Genomic DNA, 22,954 nt, shown 5'->3' on the forward strand with positions numbered 1-22,954 from the left:
TGCAATAATGGTTGAATCTGATGCTATCTTAGCGGATAAATGAGTACGTTTCAATGATTATTCAGAATTATTTCACATCATATGAAATGGATAACTTTCTATTGTAACAAATATAGATTCATAACCAAAAAGATTCCAATTTTTTAGCATCTTCTATATTCATAGGCTCTTTTTTCCTGTATACTGACACCATATAAACATGACAAAAAACAGCGGAAAAAGACAGAATCTACTACATGATTCGACACAAATTTTTGATTTATTGGAGCGATTGTAATGCAACGGGTTAAAAAAAAACAGACACCTTCAAACACAATGCTGCTCTCAAAGGCGATTGGTTTTGTCATTCTGACACTGATCCTCTTTTTTATTTGGGATATGTCCAAAACCAATATGCAGGCAGCAGATCAGCCGGCGAAATTGTCTGCGAGCAGTCAATTTAGGGACACAAGCACTAGTATGAAAGCAAAAGATGCTTCTAGGAAAACATTAGATGCACATTTTAAGATCGATTCTAATAAACATGTAACGGATCAAACAATCTTTTTAACCTTTGATGATGGTCCATCAGCGACTTCAAATCAGCTGTTAGATGTGCTAAAAGCGCAAAAAGTGAAGGCTACATTCTTTATGCTCGGGCCGCAGATTAAAGAACACCCGGCAGCTGTGGAAAGACTCCATCAAGAAGGACATCAATTAGGGCTTCATGGTATTACCCATGATGTGAAACGCTTTTATCAAAAAAGTGATTCTCCTGTTAACGAGATGAAGGAAGATCAGCGCATTTTGGCTTCTGTCACAGGTGAGTATACCCATCTTGTAAGAACACCTTATGGCAGCACCCCCAATTTAACCGATCAGCAAAAAGCACGTTTAAAACAAAAAGGCTTTGTCTACTGGGACTGGACCATTGACAGTCTGGACTGGAAATATAAAAGCTCAAAATATGTACCAGAGGTATTAAATCAGCTACAAGTGCTGGAAACAAAATATCCAAAAGAACCAAAAATCATCTTAATGCATGATCAGCCGGCAACAGCAAAATACTTAAGCAGCTTAATCACGCAGCTAAAGGCAAAGGGCTATACATTTGAAGTTCTTGATGAAACAATGAAGCCGCTGCAGCAATAAGTGGTTTTCCCATGATCAATGTGACCAATAAAACCAATGTTAATAGTTGGTTTAGTAAGTCTAGTTACTTTTCTGTCACTGTGTTAACCTACTAAATTGAATTGATGAAACAAGAAGATCAAAAGAAAAGCCTCCTATTTTCAAAGGGGGCTTTTTTGCTGCATGAATTATCACACAGGTTGATGCAATACGGCATCTGTGGTGTCCGTCCACGAGTCGATTTAATCTGTTAGTTGTTTTCGCTATCATACCTTGCTTCACTACAAATTGTAGGGGAAATAAACCACATGTTTAAGGTTGATCACCTGTCAACCTGTCTTCTTCAATAAATAAAAAGAAAGTTTATATATAAATCTACAAATCTGTTTAGATGCATAACGTATTCCCCTAACCCCTTCCAATTTAATCCTTCATAGTCATTCCTATCTTATACAATTGAAGAAGTTGCTGAGCCATAAAAGCAGGTGAATCTTTAAACTGATTTTCTCTCCAATAATGAATAACTCCTAGTTGGGCTGATGTCATATAGCTTAAGTAAATATCTTGAGAAACAGATGAATCAATGTCATCTGCTTTAACAACCTCCAAACCTTTTCGAGTATGTTTTCTAATAATCCCTTCTAACTTCTTAGCAAATACAGAAGGACCATATTCTCCGAGCATGATGTTATAAAATTTACTATGGGTATAGATGTTTTCAAACATTCGTTCAAAGATATTTTGAAGCATTGTTAAGCTAAATTCTGTTGTTTTCTCTCCCGAAGGCTTATTTGCAATGGCTTTTTCCAAGTCATCTAATATTTCTTTGATGCTCTGTTCTTGTAAGTGCTGTTTATCTTTATAATGAGCATAAAATGTAGAGCGGTTTATATCTGCTCTTTCTGTAATATCATTAACAGATATAGCGTGCATATTCTTTTCTTCTAGTAAAGAAAGGTATGCAGAAATAATGGCTTTTCTCGTTTTCAAAACACGTCGATCTAACTTTTTCATTTCTCATTGAACTCCTACTTTTGAATTATTTTAAAAATTTAAACGACAATAATTGTAAAAAACGTTGTTTAAACCACATTTTATGGAAAATTAATGGTTGTTGGATAGCAGCTTAATTAGATAATATAAACTAACACTTTGAATTTTAACATACAAAGTGTTGTTTTAATATTGTTTAGGAGGAATATGTAATGTCAGATTTACACGTATTAATTGCAGGCGGCGGCATTGGAGGGCTGTGTCTAGGGCAGCACTTAAAGAAAGCAGGCATTAGCTTTTCCATATATGAGCGCGAAGATGAAGTATCTAAAAATGGATATCGCTTGCATATGAATATGGATGGTGGCGAATCGCTTCGTGCTGCTCTTCCAGAAAACTTGTATGAGTTGTATGTACAGACGTCTAGAAAAAATCCACGTCGTGAAATGGCTGTATTAATAGATGAACAAATGAATGAAATAGGTGTTCGTCCACATATTGGAGCTCCAAACGATGAAAAATTCCCCCATACAGCTGTAAATCGAAAAACATTATGCCAAATTTTACTGAGTGGCATTGAAAAACATGTTCATTTCAACTCAGTTGTTACAGGATTTGAACAGAATAAACAAGGAGTAACATTATTTTTAGCTGACGGTACGGTTGCCAAAGGGGACATATTAGTAGCAGCAGATGGCATCAATTCAGCTGTTCGCTATCAGCTTATGCCTCACGTCCAACCAATAGATACAAATGCTAGAGCAATTTATTCTAAATCTCCTCTTACCAAAGAGATCAGACAGACATTACCAGACATCTTATTTGATGGTTTCATCATGGCGGCAGATTCAAATGACACACTTATGGCAATTGGACCGTTTGAGCCAAGACGTACAGTAGACGAAGCTGCTAAGGAACTAGCACCTAAATCTACTATTGAGTCTGTTGATGATTATGTCATGATTACACTGGGAATTCCACAATACTTAAGTGCATCAGACAGAGAATCTCCTCTGAAACTTCATCAGATGATGGTTGATTTAACAAAAGATTGGCATCCTATTTTACGAGGTCTCGTTGAACGCATTGACCCTCATACTGTAGCAGCGCTTTCCGTTCGTGCAATAGAACCAATAGATCCTTGGGAGACTAGTCGTGTTACATTGATTGGTGATGCCATCCATGCTATGCCACCAAGCTTCGGCGCTGGTGCAAATTTAGCTTTGCGAGATGCTCGTATTTTAGCAGAGCAAATTGTAACTGTTCATAAACAGAAAGCTGATGTATATAATGCGATTTCTCAATATGAAAAAGCTATGAGAGCTTATGACTACCCAATTTTCGAGATGTCAGCAAACCAAAATGAAGCTCGAAAATTTAATAAAACACACTAGTAGTTTAGATAAATCCTGTACTTTATTGTTTCTAAAATTTCACTATAATAAAGGATATCTAGGGTTATACTATAGCGTTTACTATTAGACAAGCAGTTTCTTCTATCGTAATCTCAGATACGAATGAAATAATAAATGAATAATTAATTGAACTACTGAAAATTCTTAAATGGCAAATACATTAGAATGAATGTACACACCAAAAAGAAAAACTCCCTATCTTACATAAGGAGTTTTTCTTTTTGGTTCTTGTATTTTTATTTAATTAATGTCTACACGTTTTATAAAGAATGCATAGATTAATGCGAGAACTACAATAAATAATACAAATATAAAGCCGTTCTGAATTCCTGCCGTGATGGCTTCAGGGATGTGTATTGGATTTGTAGGGTCTTTGGTAGCTGCTAAGTATGCTTGCTGCCCCGAAGACATAATACTTACTGAAACGGCTGTTCCAATCGCACCAGCTATTTGTTGAAGGGTATTCATGATAGCTGTTCCACTAGGATAATATTTCTTAGGCAGCTGATTCAATCCGTTTGTTTGAGCTGGCATCATAATCAAGGCAATCCCAATCATCAAGGAGATATGAAGTAGAACCATCACTGTTAACGTAGTTGTTGTCGTAACATTGGATAAAAACCATACTACAATAATAGTTATTAAAAACCCAGGAATGACAAGCCATTTGGGGCCAAAGCGATCAAATAATTTACCAATAACAGGAGACATCAAGCCGTTGATGATTCCACCTGGAAGTAGAGTAAGACCGGCCACAAATGCGGAAAGCGTCATACCTGCTTGTAAGTACATTGGTAAAAGTAACATCGACGACATAATAAGCATAAAACAAACGAATACAAGTACAACACCTAGGGTAAACATTGGATATTGGAAAGCACGTAAATTTATCATAGGCTGTTCCATTTTTAGTTGGCGCCAGCAGAATAAGATTAATGCGATCACTCCAATAATTAGCAATCCTATTACTTTTGGGCTTCCCCATCCTTCTGGTCCTTCTCCAGCACTACTAAATCCAAATACCGTACTACCAAAACCGATTGTTGATAATACAATGGATAAAATATCAATCTTCGGTTTTGTTAATTCGGAAACGTTCTCCATATAAAAAATACCTGCTAGTAATCCTATAATTAAAAAGGGTAAACAAATCCAAAAAATCCAGTGCCAGGTTAAATCTTCGAGAATTAATCCGGAAAACGTAGGGCCAACAGCTGGCGCGAACATAATCACTAGCCCAATCATCCCCATTGCCCCACCACGTTTTTTTGGAGGAATAATAATCAAAATCGTATTAAACATTAAAGGTAATATTAATGCAGTACCTATCGCTTGGAAAATACGAGCCACCATTAGCACTTCAAAACTAGGAGCCATTGCAGCAATAACGGTGCCAATAATAGAAAAAACTAAAGAAGTAATAAATAATTGTCTTGTGGTAAACCATTGTTGTAAAAGTCCTGAAACAGGAACCAAAATACCTAATGTTAATAGATATCCAGTTGTTAACCATTGAATCGTAGTCGCATTAGTATGGAAAACATCAATTAATGTATTTAATGCAATATTTAAAGCTGTTTCACTAAATAGTCCAATAAAAGCACTGATTAAAAATGCAGCAAAAATTGGAATAACTTTATACTCTTTACCTGTAACTTCAGGCGCCGAGACATTTGTGTTTGTACTCAAATAAAATCTCCCTTTCTTCTTCCCTCTCATCTTTCATTAGTGTGTATAAATGAAAAAATAGAGAAGTCTCCTATAATCATTTTCGAAACTAAAGAGTTCCGAAAATGATTATAACACAAATACGGTACTTTAAGGTACCGTATTTACTAAAAATTTTTTTTGTGTTCAAATAGATGTAGTGCATAATAAAGAAAAAGGAGTTTTCAGAATGGATAGAGAATGTATGAAAGCCAAAGAGCGAGGCCGGCCGATAGATCCGGATAAGAATGATCTCATATTGGAAACGACACTGAACATATTAACTGACATTGGCTTCTTAAATTTGACCATGGATAAAATAGCGAAAGAAGCTAAAGTAAGTAAAGCTGCTATTTATCGAAGATGGAGTTCAAAAGAAGAACTTGTCTTGGAGGCAGTAAAACGAATTGATCCCTTTAAAAACGGTTCTATTTCTTTGCCGATAGAAGGGGCTGAATTACCCCTTAGAGAACAATTAGTTAATTTGCTATGCCATAGCTTTGTAAGGGGTAATAAACGACATGAGTATTTTACGACGATCCTTTTTGCAGCCCTCCCTCATGCAAGCATAAAGAATAAGGATTTATATAGAGAATTTATTTTGAACTTACAAAAAGCAATTGAAACGATCGTGCAACCTTTTTTAGGCACTGAGACATTAGAGGAAAAGGGAAGCATATTAGTTGATACGATTCTTGGATTATTTTCACATCGCATCATATTAATTGATCAACCAATAAGTAAGAGTTACATTGAGAAAATTGTTGATAAGATTATATTACCTTCAATAGTAGTTATATAAGTAAGGTATGATAGCTACTGATCATTCTAGAAAACAACTAGCAGAATAAATCGACTCGTGGACGCATGACCAAAGATACCGCATTGCATCAACCTATGAATTCATGCAGTAAAAAGCCCCCTACGAAAATAGGGAGCTTTTCTATTTGTCGTGTATTCGATATGAAAAGTCAAAAATCGGCACCTGTTGGATGCGGGTTTTTTAATGATTTATAAAGCTTTCACGAGATCGCCAATTCGCTCATGAAAGACAAGATCAAAAAGCGGATCGAATTCTGTTTCACTCAAATTCATCATCACCATGAAGATGGAAGGATCATGAGCTGCGTCTTCTGGAATATATCTTGCTGGCGCTACCTCCAGGGAAGTCCCCATGACGAGCAGCATGTCCGTTTTCTGAAGTGATGCCTCCACTTGGTCTAAATGTTTGACCATATCTCCAAAAAGAACAACATCTGTTTTTAGCACACGTCCACACGTACTGCCATCAGAGGAAACCCTTTGACAGACAGGCACCTCTTCTTTTAACAAATAAGGCAAATCATATACCGCCTGGCACGATGGACAAGTAGCCGTTTGAATGGAGCCATGGAGTTCATATACGTGCTGGCTTCCCGCCTTTTTATGAAGACCATCAATATTTTGGGTGAAAATATCCACATGCTTCCCTTGTTGCTCAAGGCTGGCTAAAAAGATGTGCCCGCTATTTGGCTCGTATTCCCCGCTCATTTTCATCTGAAACAATTCCTTAAATTTCGGCCAAAATTGATGAGGATTTGATAAAAAGTAGGACCGGCTCATCGCCTCCATGCGAGAAGTATCTTCCGTCCACAATCCACCCGTTGATCTAAAATCAGGAATACCCGATTCTGTACTCATACCTGCACCTGAGAGTACTGTGATATGTGAAGCCTGCGATATTCTCTCTCTTAGCGCTTCCACCTTTTTTTGATCCACGTACCATTCCTCCTTTATTCACCCAGCTGTTTCTCACCTTTTTGTTTCATATAAATGGCCTGTCCAGGGAAAGCAAATTCTACGCCTTCTTCGTGGAAAATATCTATGATGCGATAGTTAATGTCCTGCTTAATATCAAGGTTTTCAGACCAAGCTGTCGTGTTTGTGTAGAAGTTGAAAAACAAGTTCAAATAGCTGTCTGCCAATACATCGAGATTCACCATAATCGTCTCCTTATGTACACCATCATGCTCGTGAAGCATCTGTTTGAGACGCTTAATACACTGATCAATGTTTTCCTTTGGTGTATTGTAGGAAACGCGAACAGAAAACGTAATCTGACGTTTATTCATTCTCGTCCAGTTTGTGATTGGCTCCTTAGAAAGCGTAGAATTCGGAACGGTCACAACGGCTTCAGCAGGTGTTCGAAACTTTGTGCTTCGAAATGTAATATCTTCAACAGTCCCAAGAACACTTGGTGTCTCCACAAAGTCGCCCATCGTAAAAGGCTTCTCTGTAATGATGACAATCCCTCCAAAAAAGTTAGCTACTGTATCCTGCGCAGCCAGCGCAAAGGCTAGACCACCTAAACCAAGACCTGCCACAAGTCCATTGACATCATAATTAAATTCTTGTGCAATGATACTAATACTTAGTGCGATAATAATGAAACGAAGTACCTTTGATAAAAACGGTGCTAAAATATCATCCATTTCTAATTCAAATTTCGAATTGACCTTTTGAAATAAGAAGGAAGATGCTGCGGTTAAATTACAAAGTCCCCACGTCAGCATCAAAATAATGGAGGATCTATACAATTTAATGATGACATCCATATGATGCTCAAAGTATGGTGCCTGTCTTAACGCAAAATATAAACCAAGTGCCACGAAAAACAGCCTGGCTGGTTTTTCAAATGCCACAACAATTTGGTTAATGACCTCCGTCTTCGACCGATTTGTCAGCCTAAACAGAAGTTGAAATAAATACTTCGTAAATACTTTCCGAAGCAATAAAAAAAGCAATAAAATACAAAGGCTAATACCGATTTGGATCGCAATATCTACTGTAAAATATGTATCCATCCATTTTTGTGTAAACATGTCTGTCTCTCTCCTTTAAAACAATCCTCTCTAGTTTATAATATAATCTTCGTTCATGTCCTCTCTTAAATGTCTGACCTCTACATAAAAAGCCTCGGGAATAATCCCGAGGCATGATGTTCAAATATGAAATTTTGGCTAGAGACATATCGACGGGCAGCAAACTACTTTTTCTTCTGAGCCTGATCAAGGAGAGTCGCTTTAAACATTTCAGCATCCGTTTCGGCCTTAATACGTTCTTCCACTCTAATTCTCCCTTTACCCAATCATCTCGCCTCCTTTTCATCATTATAAAACATCAGAATTTTCAGTCAACATGACGAAAGCACTAATATTTTGACGAACGCTGACGATTTGGACAAAATTGATCGAAGAAAAAATGATGTAGTTCAGATTTACTCAATAAGAGCTTGGGATATTCCTGCAACTTTTCACCTTTTATACACGATGCTTTCTCACCACAAGCCATGTTCCATTACATACAGCTCTCCCTCGTTCCATATAGTAAAGAAGGAAAAACAGCAAAAATTTGATATGATAAGACCAGAACTTATGTCAGGAGCTGGAGCATGTGTATATTATCGCACATAGAGGGTCATCAAGCGCTGCCCCAGAAAATACATTTGCCGCATTTGATTTAGCTGTTCAGCAGGGTGCGGATTATATTGAGTTAGACGTCCAGCTGACAATGGATCAGCACGTAGCCGTTATCCATGATGATACCGTTGATCGAACGAGTAACGGAAGCGGATTAGTGAAAAGTTATACACTTGATCGGCTGAAGAAACTGGATGCAGGGAGCTGGTTTGATTCTCGGTACGCCAACGAACGAATTCCCACCTTACAGGAAATCCTTGAAAGATACAGTCAGCGTGTCGGGATACTGATTGAGATCAAGCATCCAAAACGACAGATTGGGATTGAAAAGGCAGTTGTCGACATCATCAACCGGTTTGCCTATTCCCGTCACATCATGGTTCAATCTTTTGATGCCAATGCCCTTCAAAGAGTCAAAGCTTACGCCCCTTCTCTTCGAACAGCTTTTATTATAAAACCCTCTGCCTTCAAACTGACGAAAAGGAAATTAGCGGAGTACAGCTCCTTTGCGGATTGCCTTAATATGAAGAAAACGCTGATCAACAGATGGTGGATTGATCGCATCCACTCATTTGGAATGGATGTCTTTGTATGGACAGTGAATGACCAAAAAACAGCCGACAGGATCAAAACATATCCCATTGATGGAGTGGTGACGGATCACCCGCCATTTTTTCTAAAGGAGAAATGATGTAAATGAAAGCATATCTCGCCGTATTTATCGGTGGACTGGTTGGTACCCTTTGTAGATATGAACTTAGCCAGTCCGTTGTCAGCCACACATTCCCCTATGCAACGCTGATTGAAAACATTATAGGCAGTCTGCTTCTTGGCTTTTCAACAGGGTATTTTATGTTTCGGAAGGGAAAAAAATATCTTGCTGCTTTAATCGGAACAGGATTTTGTGGTGGTTTTACGACAATGTCCACTTTTTCTAAAGAAACAGTTCTCTTATTACAGGATGGACTGTTCACATCAAGTGTCATGTACATTCTACTCTCAGTGATTGCTGGAGTGGGCGCTGCCTTATGTGGACTGATCACCGCTCAGCACCTCTTTCAACAAAATGAGCAGCCGAAAGGAAGCAGATAAATGATTGTATTGTATACAGCTGTTGCTGGCGGGATAGGCAGTGCCCTTCGTTTTTTCCTCAGTCAATCGATTCAGAAAACCAAGTTTCATACTCGTTTTCCGTTTAGTATTATTCTCATCAACTTACTCGGCGCAGCCGGTTTAGGTTTACTGACAGGTGCAGTGACTAACAATGATCCGCTGCTTATGATCATTGGGACTGGTTTTTTCGGTGGTTTTACAACATTCTCTACATTTAGTGTAGAGGCTGCGTCCATGCTGCATGAGCGGCAAATTGGACAGCTTGCTGTCTACTTATTGGTCACCATCATCGGGTCTTTATGTCTGTTTGCTGCGTTTTATCAAATAGGACAGCATCTTTTTTAAATATTGGTGATGGCGGCTAAGCTGATGAGCAACTGATCCATGAGCTGGCGCTTCATCAAAAAGAGTGTTTTTTCACTATAGCCGATTTCCATTGCACATTTTGCCATCCGCCAATCTCGAAAATATTTGTAATCGATGAGCTGCTGCTCTATTTCATCCAACTCTTTTAATGCCGTTTCAATACAAGCAACGATGAGTTCATACTGACTTTTTTGCTCTTCTAACTTTTTCCGTGTCATGTGGTCGAGATGATGCGGGCTTCTTTTTTCAAGCTGCCTTTCGATATTTAAGATCGCTGCTTGATAATTTTTGAAATTCTTTAAATGAAACTCAATTCGTTTCATTGAGGTTTTTTTCTCCGTGATACTTGCTGTTTCGTACCAAAGCATGTCCATCCCCCTTTATCGAACGTTTGTTCTTATTATATATCGAACGTATATTCGTTTAAAAGAGACTAAATACCTAAAAAAACCTTGAGCTTATTTTTCGCTCAAGGTCATTTCGTTTACTAGCAGCGGCTCCTTTATATCAAGCCCAGTGCGTGCACTGCCTTTTTCTGCCGATGTGACACCTTTTTTTAAATCAATCTTTTTAACGTAACGTCCATCCATTTCCAGCACTTTCATTCGAATATCATCAAGATAGATGGATTGTCCTTCTCTAATATCAATATTCTCTTTTAAGATGAGCCCGCCGATTGTATCAATTTCCTCATCATGATATGAAATCTCGATCAAATCTTGAACTTCATCCAATCTCACTTTACCATCTAAAACATAATGATGATCGGCTCTTTTTTGAATAACTGGCTGCTCATCTTCATCGAATTCATCTCGAATATCTCCGACAATCTCTTCTAAAATATCTTCCGTTGTGACAAGCCCAGACGTTCCGCCATATTCGTCAGTTAAGATCGCCATATGCATTCGATCACGCTGCATCTTGACGAGAAGCTCTTGAATAGGAATCGTGTCGATGACCTCAATCACTGGATATATATAATCTTGAATTTTCAGTTGATCTTTTTCTCCTTGATACACAAGATCTGCAAAGAGCTGCTTTTTGTTCAGCATGCCGATAACATGGTCTTTATCTCCTGAAAACACAGGGAAACGTGTATACTTTTCCTGCGTCATGATGGCGAGGATATCATCTAACGGCATATCTTCTGGAATCGCACAAATTTCTCTGCGCGGTATCATGATCTCTCTGGCAATTCGATTATCGAAATCGAAAATCTTGTTCATATAATTATATTCTGATGGGTTGATTTCCCCATTTTTTAAGCTCTCAGATAATAAAATCTTCAGTTCCTCTTCAGAATGGGAATGTTCTTTTTCAGACCCCATATCGATGCCCATCATTTTAGTTAACAAACGGGCTGACCCGTTTAACACATAAATGAAAGGGAACATAAGGATATAAAATGCATGCAGCGGGCCTGACAGCCATAGCGTCATTTTTTCCGCCTTTTGAATGGCAAGCGTTTTTGGTGCAAGCTCACCTACAACTACATGCAAAAAGGTAATAATAGAGAACGCAAGTGTTGCTGAGATCAGGCTGATTGCTGAATCAGGAATGTTTGTCAAACCAAAACCTCGAACCAAAAGTTCTTTCACAGCCGGCTTACCAATCCACCCTAAACCAAGGGATGTCACTGTAATACCGAGCTGACAGGCTGACAAATATTCATCTAGCCTTGATGTCACCTTTTTCGCCATGATGGCCTTTTTGGACCCTTCGGCAACAAGCTGATTAATTCTTGAACTTCTCACCTTTACTATGGCAAATTCAGATGCAACAAAGAAAGCTGTTAAAGCAATCAAAACACCGACTATACTCAGATTAACAATATCGTCCATTTAACCTTGCTCTTTCTTTGAAGAACAAGGAGTCACCTCCTGATTGATGATGTTATGTTTTGCAAAACGGTTAACTGATTAAATAAGACGACTTTGAGGGCCCCACTTAACCACCTCCGGTTCACGTAAAATTCCGCCTCTCTACATATATATGAAACGGTATTCATTTTATCTTACCATAAATAATCTGAAAATTCCTGTATCATCATGCTGTTTTTGACATGACTGACTAAATTGAGGGAAATCCTCCTCTGTTTCTTCTTATTGGCAGGAAATATGAACAATTAACTTGTGTTTCAGACTAGAATTATATTAAACTATTTTCATAAACTATAACGTGACGGTTAGGAGGAGATGTTCAGATGGGGCTGAGAAAAAGTATCGTATTGGTGAACTAGCACAGATTGCACAGGTAACGAAACGAACTGTAGATTATTATACAAATCTAGGTTTGCTTGCGCCTGTTAGATCTTGCTCAAACTATCGTTATTACGATGAATATGCTTTAAAACGATTACAATTAATCGTTCTTTGCAAACAGCAGAGATTGGCTCTTTCTGACATCAAATCCAGATTAGATGAACAATTTCCTTCTCAAAAGGAAGATCATGATGAACTTGTCCATTTAACCTCTGATATCGATCGGATGAATGAGCATATGGACCGCATTTTGGCACGTTGTAAGCAGCTTCAGCCAGAACAACGTGAAAAACTAAAAGAACAGCTTACTCCTGAAAAAATGACGGCTGTCCAATCATTTTTACTGCTGTTAAGTTAAAATTTTTACTAAACAGGAGGTGTTACCTTCGTTCTCAAAGTCAGAACGAAGGCCTTAATTGGACATAGTTAATTTACTCATAGTTGCTTTACTTATAGCTTTAACCGCGTTTTTCGTTGCATCAGAGTTTGCGATCATTCGCTTAAGAAGCTCAAGAATTGATCAGTTAATCGCAGAAGGTAATAAAACAGCAGTTGCTGTCAAGCATGTAACGACTCACCTTGATGAGTACCTATCAGCCTGTCAGCTTGGTATTACCATTACCGCCCTTGGTATTGGTTGGTTAGGGGAAGAAACAATTGCACATATGCTTGCTCCACTATTTGTAGAGCTGTCCATTCCTCAATCAGCTAGTTCTATTGTCACTTTTATTATTGCGTTTAGTATCATGACGTTTTTACACGTTGTCGTTGGAGAGCTTGCACCAAAAACGCTTGCCATTCAAAAGGCGGAGCAAGTATCCCTTCTATTTGCTAGACCACTGATGATCTTTTACAAAGTGATGTTCCCGTTCATTTGGGTATTAAATGGTTCTGCTCGTTTGTTAACAAAAGCGTTTGGTCTTCAGCAAGTATCTGAACATGACATGGCGCACTCTGAAGAAGAATTGCGGATTATTTTATCAGAGAGCTATAAGAGCGGCGAGATTAACCAGTCTGAATTCAAATATGTAAATAAAATTTTCGAATTTGATGACCGTCTGGCGAAAGAAATTATGATTCCTCGTACCGAAGTTGTCAGCTTCCCTCATGATATTACCATTGAGGAAATGTTGAAGGTAACAAAGGTAGAAAAATATACACGTTATCCAATTGAAGATGGCGACAAAGACAACATTATCGGTGTTCTAAATATTAAAGAGGTTCTCACTGCCTGTATTAGCGGTGAGTGTTCTACAAGTGATACGATCGAAAAGTTTGTGAATCCGATTATTCATGTGATTGAAACGGTTCCTGTTCATGATTTACTGCTCAAAATGCAGCGTGAACGTGTACACATGGCCATTTTATCTGATGAATATGGCGGTACAGCAGGTCTTGTGACTGTTGAAGACATTCTTGAAGAAATCGTCGGTGAAATTCGTGATGAGTTCGACATTGATGAAATCAACGAAGTGCGTAAACTTGGAGAAGACCATTACATCTTTGATGGCAAGGTTCTTGTTGATCAAGTCAACCTGCTATTAGGTATACAGCTTGATAATGAAGAGGTCGACACAATCGGCGGCTGGTTCCTTACTCAGAAATATGAAGTAGAGAAAAATGACGCCATTCGTGAACAAGGCTATGAATTTATCATTAATGAAGTCGATGGACACCATGTGGCATACATCGAAGTAAAAAAGTTAAATGAACAATTATTAGAAGCAGCTGAAGAAGGCGCTTCTTAATAAAAAAAAACGACCCTTGCCTAAGCAAGCGGTCGTTTTTCTTATGACTTTTCAATTAATTGAGCTTCTAGCTCTTTGATTCTCGTGTTTAATACTTCCGTCATGGCACCTAGTCTTTCTTTTGGCGGGAGATGGTCAAATTCAGACAGTTCAATCGGTTCACCGATGATTAAGCGCATTTTCCCTTTTTTGAAAAGACTTTTCGCATTTGAAGGTCCTTTATATGCAGCTGGAACAATTGGCGCTTTACCGAGCTGCGCAATGGTCACTGCCCCTCTTTTTAAAGGAACATCCTCTGTTGTACGTGTTCCGCTTGGAAAAATCCCAACGATCTTTCCCTCTTTTAATAATTTAATGGGCGTTTTAATACTGCTTGGCCCAGGGTTCTCTCGATCAACTGGAAAGGCATGAATCTTTTTTAAAAATCCACCGATCCATTTATTCGCAAACAATTCTTTTTTCGCCATGTAATGGATCTCAAACGGAAGAATTCCTGCGCCTAATGCAAGAACATCCACAAAACCCTCATGTGTACAAGCAATGACAAACCCCCGATCAGTTGGCAGATTCTCTTTTTGATATACTTTGATTCCACCTCGGAGACCAAATATTAATTTGACGGTATAGCCTGAAAATTTATACATAGTGCACTTCCTTTGTTTGAAAAATGAAGGATTTGTCTCTATTATAACAAATTTTTTATTACCTGGTACTAAAAATTTATGAGCAGCCCAATCCTCCCTGTCTTTTTCGTTTAAAATGAACGTTCTGACTGTATTCAAGCACATGGTTTTAGGGGAGAATAGAATAGGAATTGTGTCCAATTTTGTCGTTTTTCGATGTTTTTTCCTGATTTGTTCTATTGAAAATACTTTATAAATGATGCAAATTTCGCTATGATAAGGAGAAATGATTTTGATTCGGCGAAAGAAATGAGTAATGTACGGTAATGAGAAGTTTCGTGCAACTTTATGCCTTTCTTATGCGTGTATAACATAGAGGGGAGAAAAATCAGTGACGATCGATGAAATTTATCAAATGTATATGAACGATGTTTACAGGTTTCTGCTCTCCATGACAAAAGACAAACATTTGGCAGAGGACTTATTGCAGGAAACCTTTATGCGTGCTTATATACATATTCATTCCTACGACCATAGCAAAGTGAAACCTTGGTTATTTCAGGTGGCACGAAATGCTTTTATTGATTATGTCAGGAAACATAAAAAAGAAGTGACCATATCGGATGACCTTATTGGCGGTCTTTTACAAACGTCTGTACAAAGCCCTGCTGAACAGGTTGAAATAAAGGAAGTACTCACCATGTATTTGGAGCAGCTTCCAGATAACTACAAGGAAGCGTTGACATTGTATTATTTAAAAGAACTAAATTACAAGGAAGCATCCAAGGTCATGAATATTACTGAAGCAAATTTTAAAAGTGTTTTATTTCGTGCAAGGCAGCGCCTAAAAGCACTTTACAACAGAGGTGTTAATGATGAATGAAGAGTTTAACAAGCGATGGGAAAAATATAATAATGGTGAGATGAATGAGGAAGAAATGATAGCGTTTGAGGAAGAGCTTGAAGAAAACGAAAAACGCTTAAGCCAGGAACTGAACGACTCGGATTGGACAGATTTTTCCATCAGTCCTGAGAAGCAAAAAGCCATTTTACAATACGGAAAAAGAAAGTCATATTTACGTATTTCCGTACTTGCTGTCATATCAACACTCATTATTTTACCGCTTTGTACATTAGGAAGTTATCTATACTACGGCGTTGGCGGAGCCGAGAGCAAAGGCAATCACTTCATGGAAACAGCCGCTGTCACCGTCGCTTTGACCAAACCAAACGTGGCTATAGATATGAAGGATTTAAAAGGTCAGGTCAAACTTTTTGGGATGAACACCGAATTGAAGCTGCAAAAACAAATTGGCAATAAAACAGAAGCCATTGGCAGTGAACAAATCGAGATGTTTTTCGATAAATTAAAGCAGCCTACCATCTCTTATTATGGTGACAGTGCACGCGAAACGGAAGGTTTCTTTACTCATCCTTCGACGCAGGCAGATGCCTCAAAAAAACAAACACTCACTACGTTAGACAAGCTTCCTGAAGGAACAGTAAGTGAAGTGTATGTATCCTATGACAAAGCTTACACACCAAAGGACGTTTATTCCTTTGCTAAAAAATACGATATGAAAGTGCTGTGGAATGCGATTAAAACAGAGGATTCATTAAGTGGAAATCAGCGGCCAATCGGCTTTCCTGGGAAAGACTCTGAATTTTTAAAAGAGCTTCAGCACACATCCAAAACTGAGGTAGATCAATTCAAAGATGCCCTTGCTTATGTCAATCAGCACCCGACCTGGGCAACAACGATCTCCGGCAGACCTCATCTTGACCTGTCTAATCGTATACGCTATATCGATCAAAATGGCGTCACGGTTTATGGCTCTGTGGTCACTGGACCTTCTAAAGAAATTGAGAAATTTGTGAAGACAAAACGCATTAAAACGGCAAAAGTGAGCGAGGTGGAATTATGGAATTGGTAAGAATCTTTAAAGAGCATAATGTATTTGGCTGGATTTCTGTCGGCACAGCGATATTATCCCTGCTCATGCTAAACCTCGCCATTATCAGCAACGTGACATTTTATTCTTTTCAAATGCTTCCTTTTGCAATGGCCGCAGTTCCATTTGGCATTATTGAACTGTTCATTAAAAAAGGCCGTACGGGTCCAGGTTTCCTCGGTGTCGTACTGAATATCTTTGTCATTGTTTGTGTCTATGCCATCGTATCAATCGATGTCGATCTTCAGTTAGGTTTTTAATCAGCAATCAAAAGCAAAAGCCCGTGTTACTTGACTGCACCAAGTAGCACGGGCTTTTTTAAGTTATTTTTTATTCAATTCTGAGTGCTTTCTTGAATATAAGAAATACACAACCAGCCCAATGGCAAGCCAGATTAAGAAACGAACAAAGGTGATTGCACCAAGCTTATAAATGAGCAATCCGCAAGATAGAATAGCCAAGATCGGAATAAGCGGAACTGCTGGGCATCTGAATGCTCTCGGTAAGTCCGGCTGCGTTTTTCTCATCACAATGACCGCCACTGAAATCAAAATGAATGCTGAAAGTGTCCCGATGTTCACTAGGCTTGCCAGCTCATCAAGTGGAATAAATCCACCCATTAATGCTGACAATGTACCGAAAAACAGTGTATTGATGTAAGGTGTTTTATGCTTTGGATGAACCTTTGATAGAACCTTCGGCACCAAGCCATCTCGAGACATAGCAAACATCACGCGTGTCTGGCCGTACAGCATGACAAGCATCACGGTTGTCATCCCTAGAATCGCACCGACATCCACAATACCAGCCACCCAGTTTTGTCCGGCTACTTGTAAAACGAGAGACACTGGATGTGATACTCCCTCAAAATTCATGAAAGGAACGATGCCCGTCATAATCGCACTAACAACAACATAAAGCAGCGTACAAATCAATAAGGAAGTTATAATCCCTCTAGGCAGGTTGCGTGATGGATTTTTTGTCTCCTCTGCCGCGGAAGCTACTGCATCAAACCCGATAAATGCAAAGAATACTAGGGCTGCTGCACTTAAGACCCCTGATGTGCCAAATGGAACGAATGGTGTCCAGTTTTCAGGTTTTACATATTTCACAGCGACTAAAATAAAGAGCAGAATCACAGCAATTTTCATAATAACCATGATGTTATTTACTCGTTTTGATTCTTTAATACCAAAGTACAACAGGAAAGTGATGACCATTAAAATAATAAATGCTGGAAGATTAAAATATGTCACTTGCCCCTTTAAACCACCTGGTGCTGCTGTTAATTCAACTGGTATATGAATCCCTATCCCATTTAAAAATGACACAAAATAGCCTGACCAGCCCGCTGAAACGGCACTAGCGGCCAGCATATATTCTAATATTAAATCCCAGCCAATGATAAACGCTAGAAATTCCCCCATTGATGCGTACGTAAATGTATACACAGACCCTGATACAGGCACTGTGGAAGCAAATTCCGCATATGACAGTGCTGCAAACAAACAAGCAAGACCTGCGATGACAAATGATAGAACAAGTCCTGGCCCTGCTGTGACGGCTCCTGTACCTGTCAGAACAAATATCCCTGTCCCGATTATGGCTCCAATGCCAAGCATGGTTAAATCAAATGAACCCAATTCCTTTTTTAATGCTTTTTCCCCTTGTGTTGCCGCAATGAGCTCTGAAATGCTCTTTTTTCTAAACAACGAATTGCTCATACCATCACTCCCAAAACTTAGTATCAGTCTAAAGACGCCACATTCATATAATTCACAATATTTTCTGAATATTTAGATTAAATTTAGCGCAATAAATTGGTGGCGTAAAATTATTATATATGAAAATTAAAAAATGAAAACACTTTTTTTAAAAATAGAGTGAAAATTCTTATATATCAACTAAATGTTTGTCAATAAGTGGGTTAGATTTTCTCCATTCCTTATTCAATTGATAGCTTGTCTTTCTCTATTTATTATACAACATAGAAGATTATATTTTTTTAGAATACTTATTATGCAACAAAAAATAGACCTTTTTTTAAAAAGCGGGTCCACAATTATGTTATTTTAAAGCCTTTAGACTGATAGTGATCTATGAGAAAAGACCAGTTCCGCGGCACAAATAATATATGAAAAAAGAGACTGCTTCATAGCAGTCTCTTAAAATGAATTAGTTTACAAATGTTTTCGCTCCAAGATAAATAGGCTTCCAATAGCTTGATGTCATATCACTGATCGTTACTCCGTCAGAAGCAGCATGAATAAACTTGTTGTTCCCAAGGTAGACACCCATGTGAGATGGACCCGATTTATACGTTGTAAAGAAGACAAAATCTCCAACTTTTGGTTTGGATACACTTTTCATCGATCCCCAGAAGCCTTCAGTGGTTTGTCTTGAAATCTTTTTTTGTTTGTTAATGATATACCACATAAATCCGCTGCAATCAAAGCCCTTCGGTGTCGTTCCACCCCATCTATATGGTGTACCGTTCTGCGCTTTAGCATCTGCTATGAGTTTAGACGTGTTTAAGGAAGAAGTAGAGACTGTTTTTTCTTTTACAGGTTTCGTCTTTACTTTAGACGTCTTTTTCACCTTTAGCTTTTGTCCGATTTTGATGAGGTCTGTTTTAAGCTTATTTAACGATTTCAGCTCTTTCACAGTCATCCCGTATTTTTTGCCAATCTTCGATAATGTATCGCCTTTGACAACTTTATGAGTGGCAGTTGCTGAAGCCGTTTTTACTTTTGTTGTTGTTTTTGATGTTTTCACTGCTTTTTTCGAAGAAGTGCCATTCACTTTTAAGGTTTGTCCAACATAAATTACGTTAGATTTCAGCTTATTGTCTGATTTAATTTTGCTCACGCTTGTTTTGTATCTTTTCGCTAGAACAGAAAGAGAGTCACCTTTTTGAACTTTTACTGATTGTGCTGAGGCAGCTCCGGCAAATAATGTCGTCCCAAGTAGAACTGCACTTGCAGCTGTGATCAATTGTTTTTTCATTTGTTCCTCCTGTATGTATCTATCTGATCCGATTTTTTATCTACTCCCTATTATAAGGATCAAATACCAGAAGAAATAGTCTTGACTTCCTACGACATTATGCTTATTAATTCGGCAAAATTTATTTTTTTTTAGGGTTCTTTTTATTTCATTTTCATTACACAATCATGACAAAATAATCGCATCTTGTCATGGATAAATGATACATTCATTTCTCTTTTTGGTTCATTCTATGTAAAGTGGACCTTTACAATTTTAAAGTGAACTTTACGATGCTGTAAAAAGGAATCCACACTTCTGCTCTACCATTGTAAACGTAAGAGCGATACATAAACAATGAGGAGGCAAAATGAATGAGTGTGTTGAAAAACTCGAAAACGAAAATCGCTGCAGTGGCAGCAGCATCTGTGCTATCGATTGGCATTTTTTCAGGGATTGAATTTGGACAAGCTGACAAAGCTGAGGCTAAAAAGAAGCCGAAAAATGATGTGCAAAATGTGATCGTGCTGATTGGAGATGGCATGGGAACACCTTATCTTTCAACTTACCGCTCATTTAAACACAACGGTGACCTTTCAAAGCAAACAGCGTTTGACCCTTACCTCACTGGCATGCATAAAACATACCCTGACGACTCTAAAAGTAACATTACCGATTCAGCAGCGGCTGGTACAGCCATGGCCACTGGTAAAAAGACATACAACAATGCCATTGGTGTAAATAAAAACGGCAAAAAATTAAAAACCGTTTTAGAAGAAGCCAAACGCAAAGGAAAGTCAACGGGTCTTGTCGTGACATCTGAATTAACGAATGCCACGCCTGCTGCGTATGCCACTCACGATGTGTCTAGGAAAAACACAGCAGCCATCGCTGATGATTTCTTCGATGAGAAAATCGGTAAACAGCATACAGTCGACGTCATGCTTGGCGGTGGACTTGTCGATTTTGTCCGGAAGGATCGTGATCTGACGAAAGAATTCAAACAAGCCGGTTATGATTATGTCACCAATAAAGCCGCCTTACAAAAAAACAAAAATGAAAAAGTGTTAGGCATTTTTGCTGATGGAGGTCTAGATAAAGCCATCGATCGTGATAAAACGACTCCTTCCCTGCAAGATATGACATCCTCAGCCATCAAACAGCTGTCTAAAAACAAAAAAGGATTTTTCCTTATGGTTGAAGGCAGTCAAATTGACTGGGCTGGACACGATCATGATATTGTCAGTGCGATGAGCGAAATGAAGGATTTTGAGAAAGCATTTGAAGAAGCGATTCGTTTTGCGAAAAAGGATAAAAACACGTTAGTCATCACGACAGCAGATCATTCAACTGGCGGACTTTCCTTCGGAGCAGACGGTTCGGGCAGCTGGGATTACAAACCGGTCAAAGCAGCGAAAAAGACGCCTGACTTTATCGCAAACAAAATTGTCAGCGGCATGCCTGTTGAGTCAGCGCTGAAACAATATATCAATCTTGATTTCACAAAAGAGGAAACAGCCTCCATTCAAAAGGCAGCTGAAACAAAGGATGCTGTTAAAATTGATGATGCGATTGAAGAAGTGATCAACACGAGATCACATACAGGCTGGACCACATCAGGTCATACCGGTGATGAAGTTCCATTCTATGCATATGGTCCAACAAGTGAGCAGCTAAAAGGTCTGATGGAAAACACCGATCAAGCAAAGCACATTTTCAAACTGCTGAAAAACCAATAAAACGAGCAAAAAAGATGTCTGCTAAGAGACATCTTTTTTCGTCTTTTTTTATGCGAGATATTTCCTATGAACCCCTTTTCCATCATAAGAAAACATGACTTCTTTTCCTTCAAGAACGGACTCGATATGCACACTTCTTCCCCATAGCTGATATAAATACGGCAGGACTTTTTCTAAGTATTTCAGATCAAGTTCAATGCCTTCATACCAATGCTTGATATAAAGTTCATTATTTTTTAAATAGTCGCCATCAATCACGGTCAAATACGGAAAGCCGCCATTGACTCTCATGCTAACTAACTGATCACGTACCGCTTTCCATTCTTTATCAATGACTTTATAATCTCTCCCCTGCTTTTGAAACAAGTACAAGTCTTCTCTTATCACAAGGTCTTTCGTTAAGTAGTTTCGAATAAAGGAAATATCCGATTCAATTTCCCTGACTTCAAACATTTTGCTGCGGCCAGATCCTTCTGTGACCCCAGCTTTTTTTAATTCTTCACATGGGTTGTCATAGCGCTCTTCGATATCTTCAAAAATCTTCAGCCCTAAATAGTAAGGATTGATGCCTGTTTTAGATGGCTGTACCACACCTGCATTTAATTTTGCAAACTCTATCGATTCACTTGAATCCAAATCAAGCTCCCGCATAATCCGCTGGTGCCAATATGATGCCCAGCCTTCATTCATAATCTTTGTTTCCAGCTGCGGCCAAAAATAGAGCATTTCTTCTCTCAGCATAGTAAGAACATCCCGCTGCCATGGCTCCAGCTCCCGGGAATGCGCTTCAATAAAGAGTAAAAGATCCTTTTCCGGCTTCGGCGGAAATTGTTTGACGGTTTTCTTTTTCTCACGCGTCTTCGGCTCATCCATTCCCCACAAATCATCATAAGGCGTTTGACGTTTTGGTTTATCATCTTCATCTTCTTCTTCATCGTCCATACTCCAGCTTAATTTTGATCGAACAAGAGACGGATCAATATGCTCTTGAATAGCCAATACCGCGTCTAAAAAGGATTCGACTTCTTTTGTTCCGTGAATATGCTCATATTCTTTGATCCGCTCTGCCGCTGCTGACATGCTTTCGACCATATCTCGTTTTGTGTTTTGGAAACGGCAATTATTTTTGAAGAAATCACAGTGTGCCAGTACATGAGCCACAATTAATTTATTTTGAACAAGCGTATTGTTATCAAGTAGAAAGGCGTAGCAAGGATTTGAATTGATCACCAGCTCATAAATTTTACTTAACCCTAAATCATAATGAAGCTTCATTTTATGAAATTGCTTCCCAAAGCTCCAGTGGCTGAATCGTGTTGGCATTCCGTATGCACCGAACGTATAAATAATTTCCGCGGGACAGATTTCATATCTCATCGGATAAAAATCTAGACCAAATCCTTCTGCAATTTCTGTAATTTCATCAATCGCTCTTTGTAAAAGACGTTTTTCAGATACGCTCAAGGAAACCATCCCTCCTCATC

At 38.6% G+C, this 22,954-nt stretch carries 23 protein-coding genes; 12 read left to right on the forward strand and 11 right to left on the reverse strand.

All coding sequences use genetic code 11. The annotated features are described in order from the left end of the window. Nucleotides 1–276: 276 nt before the first annotated feature. A complete protein-coding gene (locus OIT90_RS16555; protein WP_474892745.1) occupies nucleotides 277–1,131 on the forward strand; it encodes a polysaccharide deacetylase family protein in 855 nt (284 codons plus the stop codon). Between the two features lie 402 nt (nucleotides 1,132–1,533). On the opposite strand, the gene OIT90_RS16560 is transcribed toward OIT90_RS16555, so the two are convergent. After that, a complete protein-coding gene (locus OIT90_RS16560; RefSeq protein ID WP_144491046.1) occupies nucleotides 1,534–2,124 on the reverse strand; it encodes a TetR/AcrR family transcriptional regulator in 591 nt (196 codons plus the stop codon). A gap of 191 nt (nucleotides 2,125–2,315) precedes the next feature. On the opposite strand from OIT90_RS16560, the gene OIT90_RS16565 reads away from it, so the two are divergent. Next, complete coding sequence (locus OIT90_RS16565) at nucleotides 2,316–3,497, forward strand: FAD-dependent oxidoreductase (RefSeq protein WP_058838781.1); 1,182 nt, start codon at nucleotides 2,316–2,318, stop codon at nucleotides 3,495–3,497. 261 nt (nucleotides 3,498–3,758) lie between these two features. Here OIT90_RS16565 and OIT90_RS16570 read toward each other — a convergent pair whose 3' ends face one another. Further along, nucleotides 3,759–5,207: a DHA2 family efflux MFS transporter permease subunit gene (locus OIT90_RS16570; RefSeq protein WP_260984009.1), complete on the reverse strand. Its 1,449-nt coding sequence runs from the start codon at nucleotides 5,205–5,207 to the stop codon at nucleotides 3,759–3,761. 208 nt (nucleotides 5,208–5,415) lie between these two features. Here OIT90_RS16570 and OIT90_RS16575 point away from each other — a divergent pair, with 208 nt between their 5' ends. After that, on the forward strand, nucleotides 5,416–6,027 hold the full coding sequence (locus OIT90_RS16575; protein ID WP_144491044.1) for a TetR/AcrR family transcriptional regulator: 612 nt from the start codon (nucleotides 5,416–5,418) through the stop codon (nucleotides 6,025–6,027). A 209-nt stretch (nucleotides 6,028–6,236) separates the two neighbouring features. On the opposite strand, the gene OIT90_RS16580 is transcribed toward OIT90_RS16575, so the two are convergent. The 3 genes from OIT90_RS16580 to OIT90_RS16590 all read right to left on the reverse strand — a co-directional run bounded on the left by OIT90_RS16580 (nucleotide 6,237) and on the right by OIT90_RS16590 (nucleotide 8,352). Then, nucleotides 6,237–6,968: an NAD-dependent protein deacylase gene (locus tag OIT90_RS16580; RefSeq protein WP_369880167.1), complete on the reverse strand. Its 732-nt coding sequence runs from the start codon at nucleotides 6,966–6,968 to the stop codon at nucleotides 6,237–6,239. 29 nt (nucleotides 6,969–6,997) lie between these two features. Continuing rightward, complete coding sequence (locus tag OIT90_RS16585) at nucleotides 6,998–8,086, reverse strand: mechanosensitive ion channel family protein (protein WP_058838778.1); 1,089 nt, start codon at nucleotides 8,084–8,086, stop codon at nucleotides 6,998–7,000. Nucleotides 8,087–8,250: 164 nt separating this feature from the next. Further along, the gene (locus tag OIT90_RS16590) at nucleotides 8,251–8,352 is read right to left on the reverse strand and encodes a YhdX family protein (protein WP_017360338.1); all 102 of its coding nucleotides are present in this window, start codon (nucleotides 8,350–8,352) and stop codon (nucleotides 8,251–8,253) included. Between the two features lie 305 nt (nucleotides 8,353–8,657). Between OIT90_RS16590 and OIT90_RS16595 the strand changes: the two genes are divergently transcribed. The 3 genes from OIT90_RS16595 to crcB (OIT90_RS16605) are packed head-to-tail and all read left to right on the forward strand — an operon-like array spanning nucleotide 8,658 to nucleotide 10,141. Continuing rightward, a complete protein-coding gene (locus tag OIT90_RS16595; RefSeq protein ID WP_126682064.1) occupies nucleotides 8,658–9,374 on the forward strand; it encodes a glycerophosphodiester phosphodiesterase in 717 nt (238 codons plus the stop codon). Nucleotides 9,375–9,379: 5 nt separating this feature from the next. After that, nucleotides 9,380–9,775, forward strand: a complete 396-nt coding sequence (crcB, locus tag OIT90_RS16600) for a fluoride efflux transporter CrcB (protein ID WP_039177502.1) — start codon at nucleotides 9,380–9,382, stop codon at nucleotides 9,773–9,775. Then, nucleotides 9,776–10,141, forward strand: a complete 366-nt coding sequence (crcB, locus tag OIT90_RS16605; RefSeq protein ID WP_039177499.1) for a fluoride efflux transporter CrcB — start codon at nucleotides 9,776–9,778, stop codon at nucleotides 10,139–10,141. On the opposite strand, the gene OIT90_RS16610 is transcribed toward crcB (OIT90_RS16605), so the two are convergent. Both OIT90_RS16610 and OIT90_RS16615 read right to left on the reverse strand, forming a co-directional pair. Continuing rightward, nucleotides 10,138–10,530 (reverse strand): hypothetical protein, encoded by a 393-nt coding sequence (locus OIT90_RS16610; RefSeq protein ID WP_034282242.1) that lies wholly within the window; start codon nucleotides 10,528–10,530, stop codon nucleotides 10,138–10,140. The two genes, crcB (OIT90_RS16605) and OIT90_RS16610, sit on opposite strands and share 4 nt — an antisense overlap. A gap of 90 nt (nucleotides 10,531–10,620) precedes the next feature. Further along, a complete protein-coding gene (locus OIT90_RS16615; protein WP_039177497.1) occupies nucleotides 10,621–12,003 on the reverse strand; it encodes a hemolysin family protein in 1,383 nt (460 codons plus the stop codon). A 337-nt stretch (nucleotides 12,004–12,340) separates the two neighbouring features. On the opposite strand from OIT90_RS16615, the gene OIT90_RS16620 reads away from it, so the two are divergent. Together OIT90_RS16620 and OIT90_RS16625 are read left to right on the forward strand one after the other, a co-directional pair. After that, complete coding sequence (locus OIT90_RS16620; RefSeq protein ID WP_034667702.1) at nucleotides 12,341–12,781, forward strand: MerR family transcriptional regulator; 441 nt, start codon at nucleotides 12,341–12,343, stop codon at nucleotides 12,779–12,781. A 58-nt stretch (nucleotides 12,782–12,839) separates the two neighbouring features. Beyond that, nucleotides 12,840–14,171, forward strand: coding sequence for a hemolysin family protein (locus OIT90_RS16625; protein ID WP_039177491.1), 1,332 nt, complete (start codon nucleotides 12,840–12,842; stop codon nucleotides 14,169–14,171). Nucleotides 14,172–14,212: 41 nt separating this feature from the next. Here OIT90_RS16625 and OIT90_RS16630 read toward each other — a convergent pair whose 3' ends face one another. Then, a complete protein-coding gene (locus OIT90_RS16630) occupies nucleotides 14,213–14,815 on the reverse strand; it encodes a lysophospholipid acyltransferase family protein (protein WP_039177489.1) in 603 nt (200 codons plus the stop codon). 370 nt (nucleotides 14,816–15,185) lie between these two features. Here OIT90_RS16630 and OIT90_RS16635 point away from each other — a divergent pair, with 370 nt between their 5' ends. From OIT90_RS16635 to OIT90_RS16645, 3 genes are read left to right on the forward strand one after another with little or no spacing between them, the layout of a single operon-like run. Continuing rightward, entirely contained in the window at nucleotides 15,186–15,677 is a 492-nt protein-coding gene (locus OIT90_RS16635; protein WP_024425287.1) for a sigma-70 family RNA polymerase sigma factor, read from the forward strand. Continuing rightward, complete coding sequence (locus OIT90_RS16640) at nucleotides 15,670–16,728, forward strand: anti-sigma factor (RefSeq protein ID WP_474892746.1); 1,059 nt, start codon at nucleotides 15,670–15,672, stop codon at nucleotides 16,726–16,728. Before OIT90_RS16635 ends, OIT90_RS16640 begins: the two co-directional genes overlap by 8 nt. Then, on the forward strand, nucleotides 16,716–17,006 hold the full coding sequence (locus OIT90_RS16645) for a hypothetical protein (RefSeq protein ID WP_024425288.1): 291 nt from the start codon (nucleotides 16,716–16,718) through the stop codon (nucleotides 17,004–17,006). The genes OIT90_RS16640 and OIT90_RS16645 overlap by 13 nt, the downstream gene beginning before the upstream one ends. Nucleotides 17,007–17,069: 63 nt before the next feature. Here the strand turns inward: OIT90_RS16645 and OIT90_RS16650 are convergent, their stop codons facing one another. Together OIT90_RS16650 and OIT90_RS16655 are read right to left on the reverse strand one after the other, a co-directional pair. Continuing rightward, nucleotides 17,070–18,470, reverse strand: coding sequence for an amino acid permease (locus OIT90_RS16650; protein ID WP_024425289.1), 1,401 nt, complete (start codon nucleotides 18,468–18,470; stop codon nucleotides 17,070–17,072). Nucleotides 18,471–18,921: 451 nt separating this feature from the next. Next, nucleotides 18,922–19,752, reverse strand: coding sequence for a C40 family peptidase (locus tag OIT90_RS16655; RefSeq protein ID WP_025093318.1), 831 nt, complete (start codon nucleotides 19,750–19,752; stop codon nucleotides 18,922–18,924). A gap of 353 nt (nucleotides 19,753–20,105) precedes the next feature. Between OIT90_RS16655 and OIT90_RS16660 the strand changes: the two genes are divergently transcribed. Next, on the forward strand, nucleotides 20,106–21,470 hold the full coding sequence (locus OIT90_RS16660; protein ID WP_144491036.1) for an alkaline phosphatase: 1,365 nt from the start codon (nucleotides 20,106–20,108) through the stop codon (nucleotides 21,468–21,470). 48 nt (nucleotides 21,471–21,518) lie between these two features. On the opposite strand, the gene OIT90_RS16665 is transcribed toward OIT90_RS16660, so the two are convergent. Next, nucleotides 21,519–22,943, reverse strand: a complete 1,425-nt coding sequence (locus OIT90_RS16665) for a SpoVR family protein (protein WP_474892747.1) — start codon at nucleotides 22,941–22,943, stop codon at nucleotides 21,519–21,521. Between the last annotated feature and the right edge of the window lie 11 nt (nucleotides 22,944–22,954).

The organism is Bacillus sp. ABR, assembly GCF_056172715.1.

Coding starts and splice junctions, on each gene's coding strand:
- OIT90_RS16665 (WP_474892747.1), bottom strand. CDS start 22,943: ATGGTTTCCTTGAGCGTATCTGAAAAACGTCTTTTACAAAGAGCGATT.
- OIT90_RS16645 (WP_024425288.1), top strand. CDS start 16,716: ATGGAATTGGTAAGAATCTTTAAAGAGCATAATGTATTTGGCTGGATT.
- OIT90_RS16615 (WP_039177497.1), bottom strand. CDS start 12,003: ATGGACGATATTGTTAATCTGAGTATAGTCGGTGTTTTGATTGCTTTA.
- crcB (WP_039177499.1), top strand. CDS start 9,776: ATGATTGTATTGTATACAGCTGTTGCTGGCGGGATAGGCAGTGCCCTT.
- OIT90_RS16630 (WP_039177489.1), bottom strand. CDS start 14,815: ATGTATAAATTTTCAGGCTATACCGTCAAATTAATATTTGGTCTCCGA.
- OIT90_RS16660 (WP_144491036.1), top strand. CDS start 20,106: ATGAGTGTGTTGAAAAACTCGAAAACGAAAATCGCTGCAGTGGCAGCA.
- OIT90_RS16610 (WP_034282242.1), bottom strand. CDS start 10,530: ATGCTTTGGTACGAAACAGCAAGTATCACGGAGAAAAAAACCTCAATG.
- OIT90_RS16585 (WP_058838778.1), bottom strand. CDS start 8,086: ATGTTTACACAAAAATGGATGGATACATATTTTACAGTAGATATTGCG.
- OIT90_RS16650 (WP_024425289.1), bottom strand. CDS start 18,470: ATGAGCAATTCGTTGTTTAGAAAAAAGAGCATTTCAGAGCTCATTGCG.
- OIT90_RS16560 (WP_144491046.1), bottom strand. CDS start 2,124: ATGAAAAAGTTAGATCGACGTGTTTTGAAAACGAGAAAAGCCATTATT.
- OIT90_RS16555 (WP_474892745.1), top strand. CDS start 277: ATGCAACGGGTTAAAAAAAAACAGACACCTTCAAACACAATGCTGCTC.
- OIT90_RS16565 (WP_058838781.1), top strand. CDS start 2,316: ATGTCAGATTTACACGTATTAATTGCAGGCGGCGGCATTGGAGGGCTG.
- crcB (WP_039177502.1), top strand. CDS start 9,380: ATGAAAGCATATCTCGCCGTATTTATCGGTGGACTGGTTGGTACCCTT.
- OIT90_RS16575 (WP_144491044.1), top strand. CDS start 5,416: ATGGATAGAGAATGTATGAAAGCCAAAGAGCGAGGCCGGCCGATAGAT.
- OIT90_RS16655 (WP_025093318.1), bottom strand. CDS start 19,752: ATGAAAAAACAATTGATCACAGCTGCAAGTGCAGTTCTACTTGGGACG.
- OIT90_RS16640 (WP_474892746.1), top strand. CDS start 15,670: ATGAATGAAGAGTTTAACAAGCGATGGGAAAAATATAATAATGGTGAG.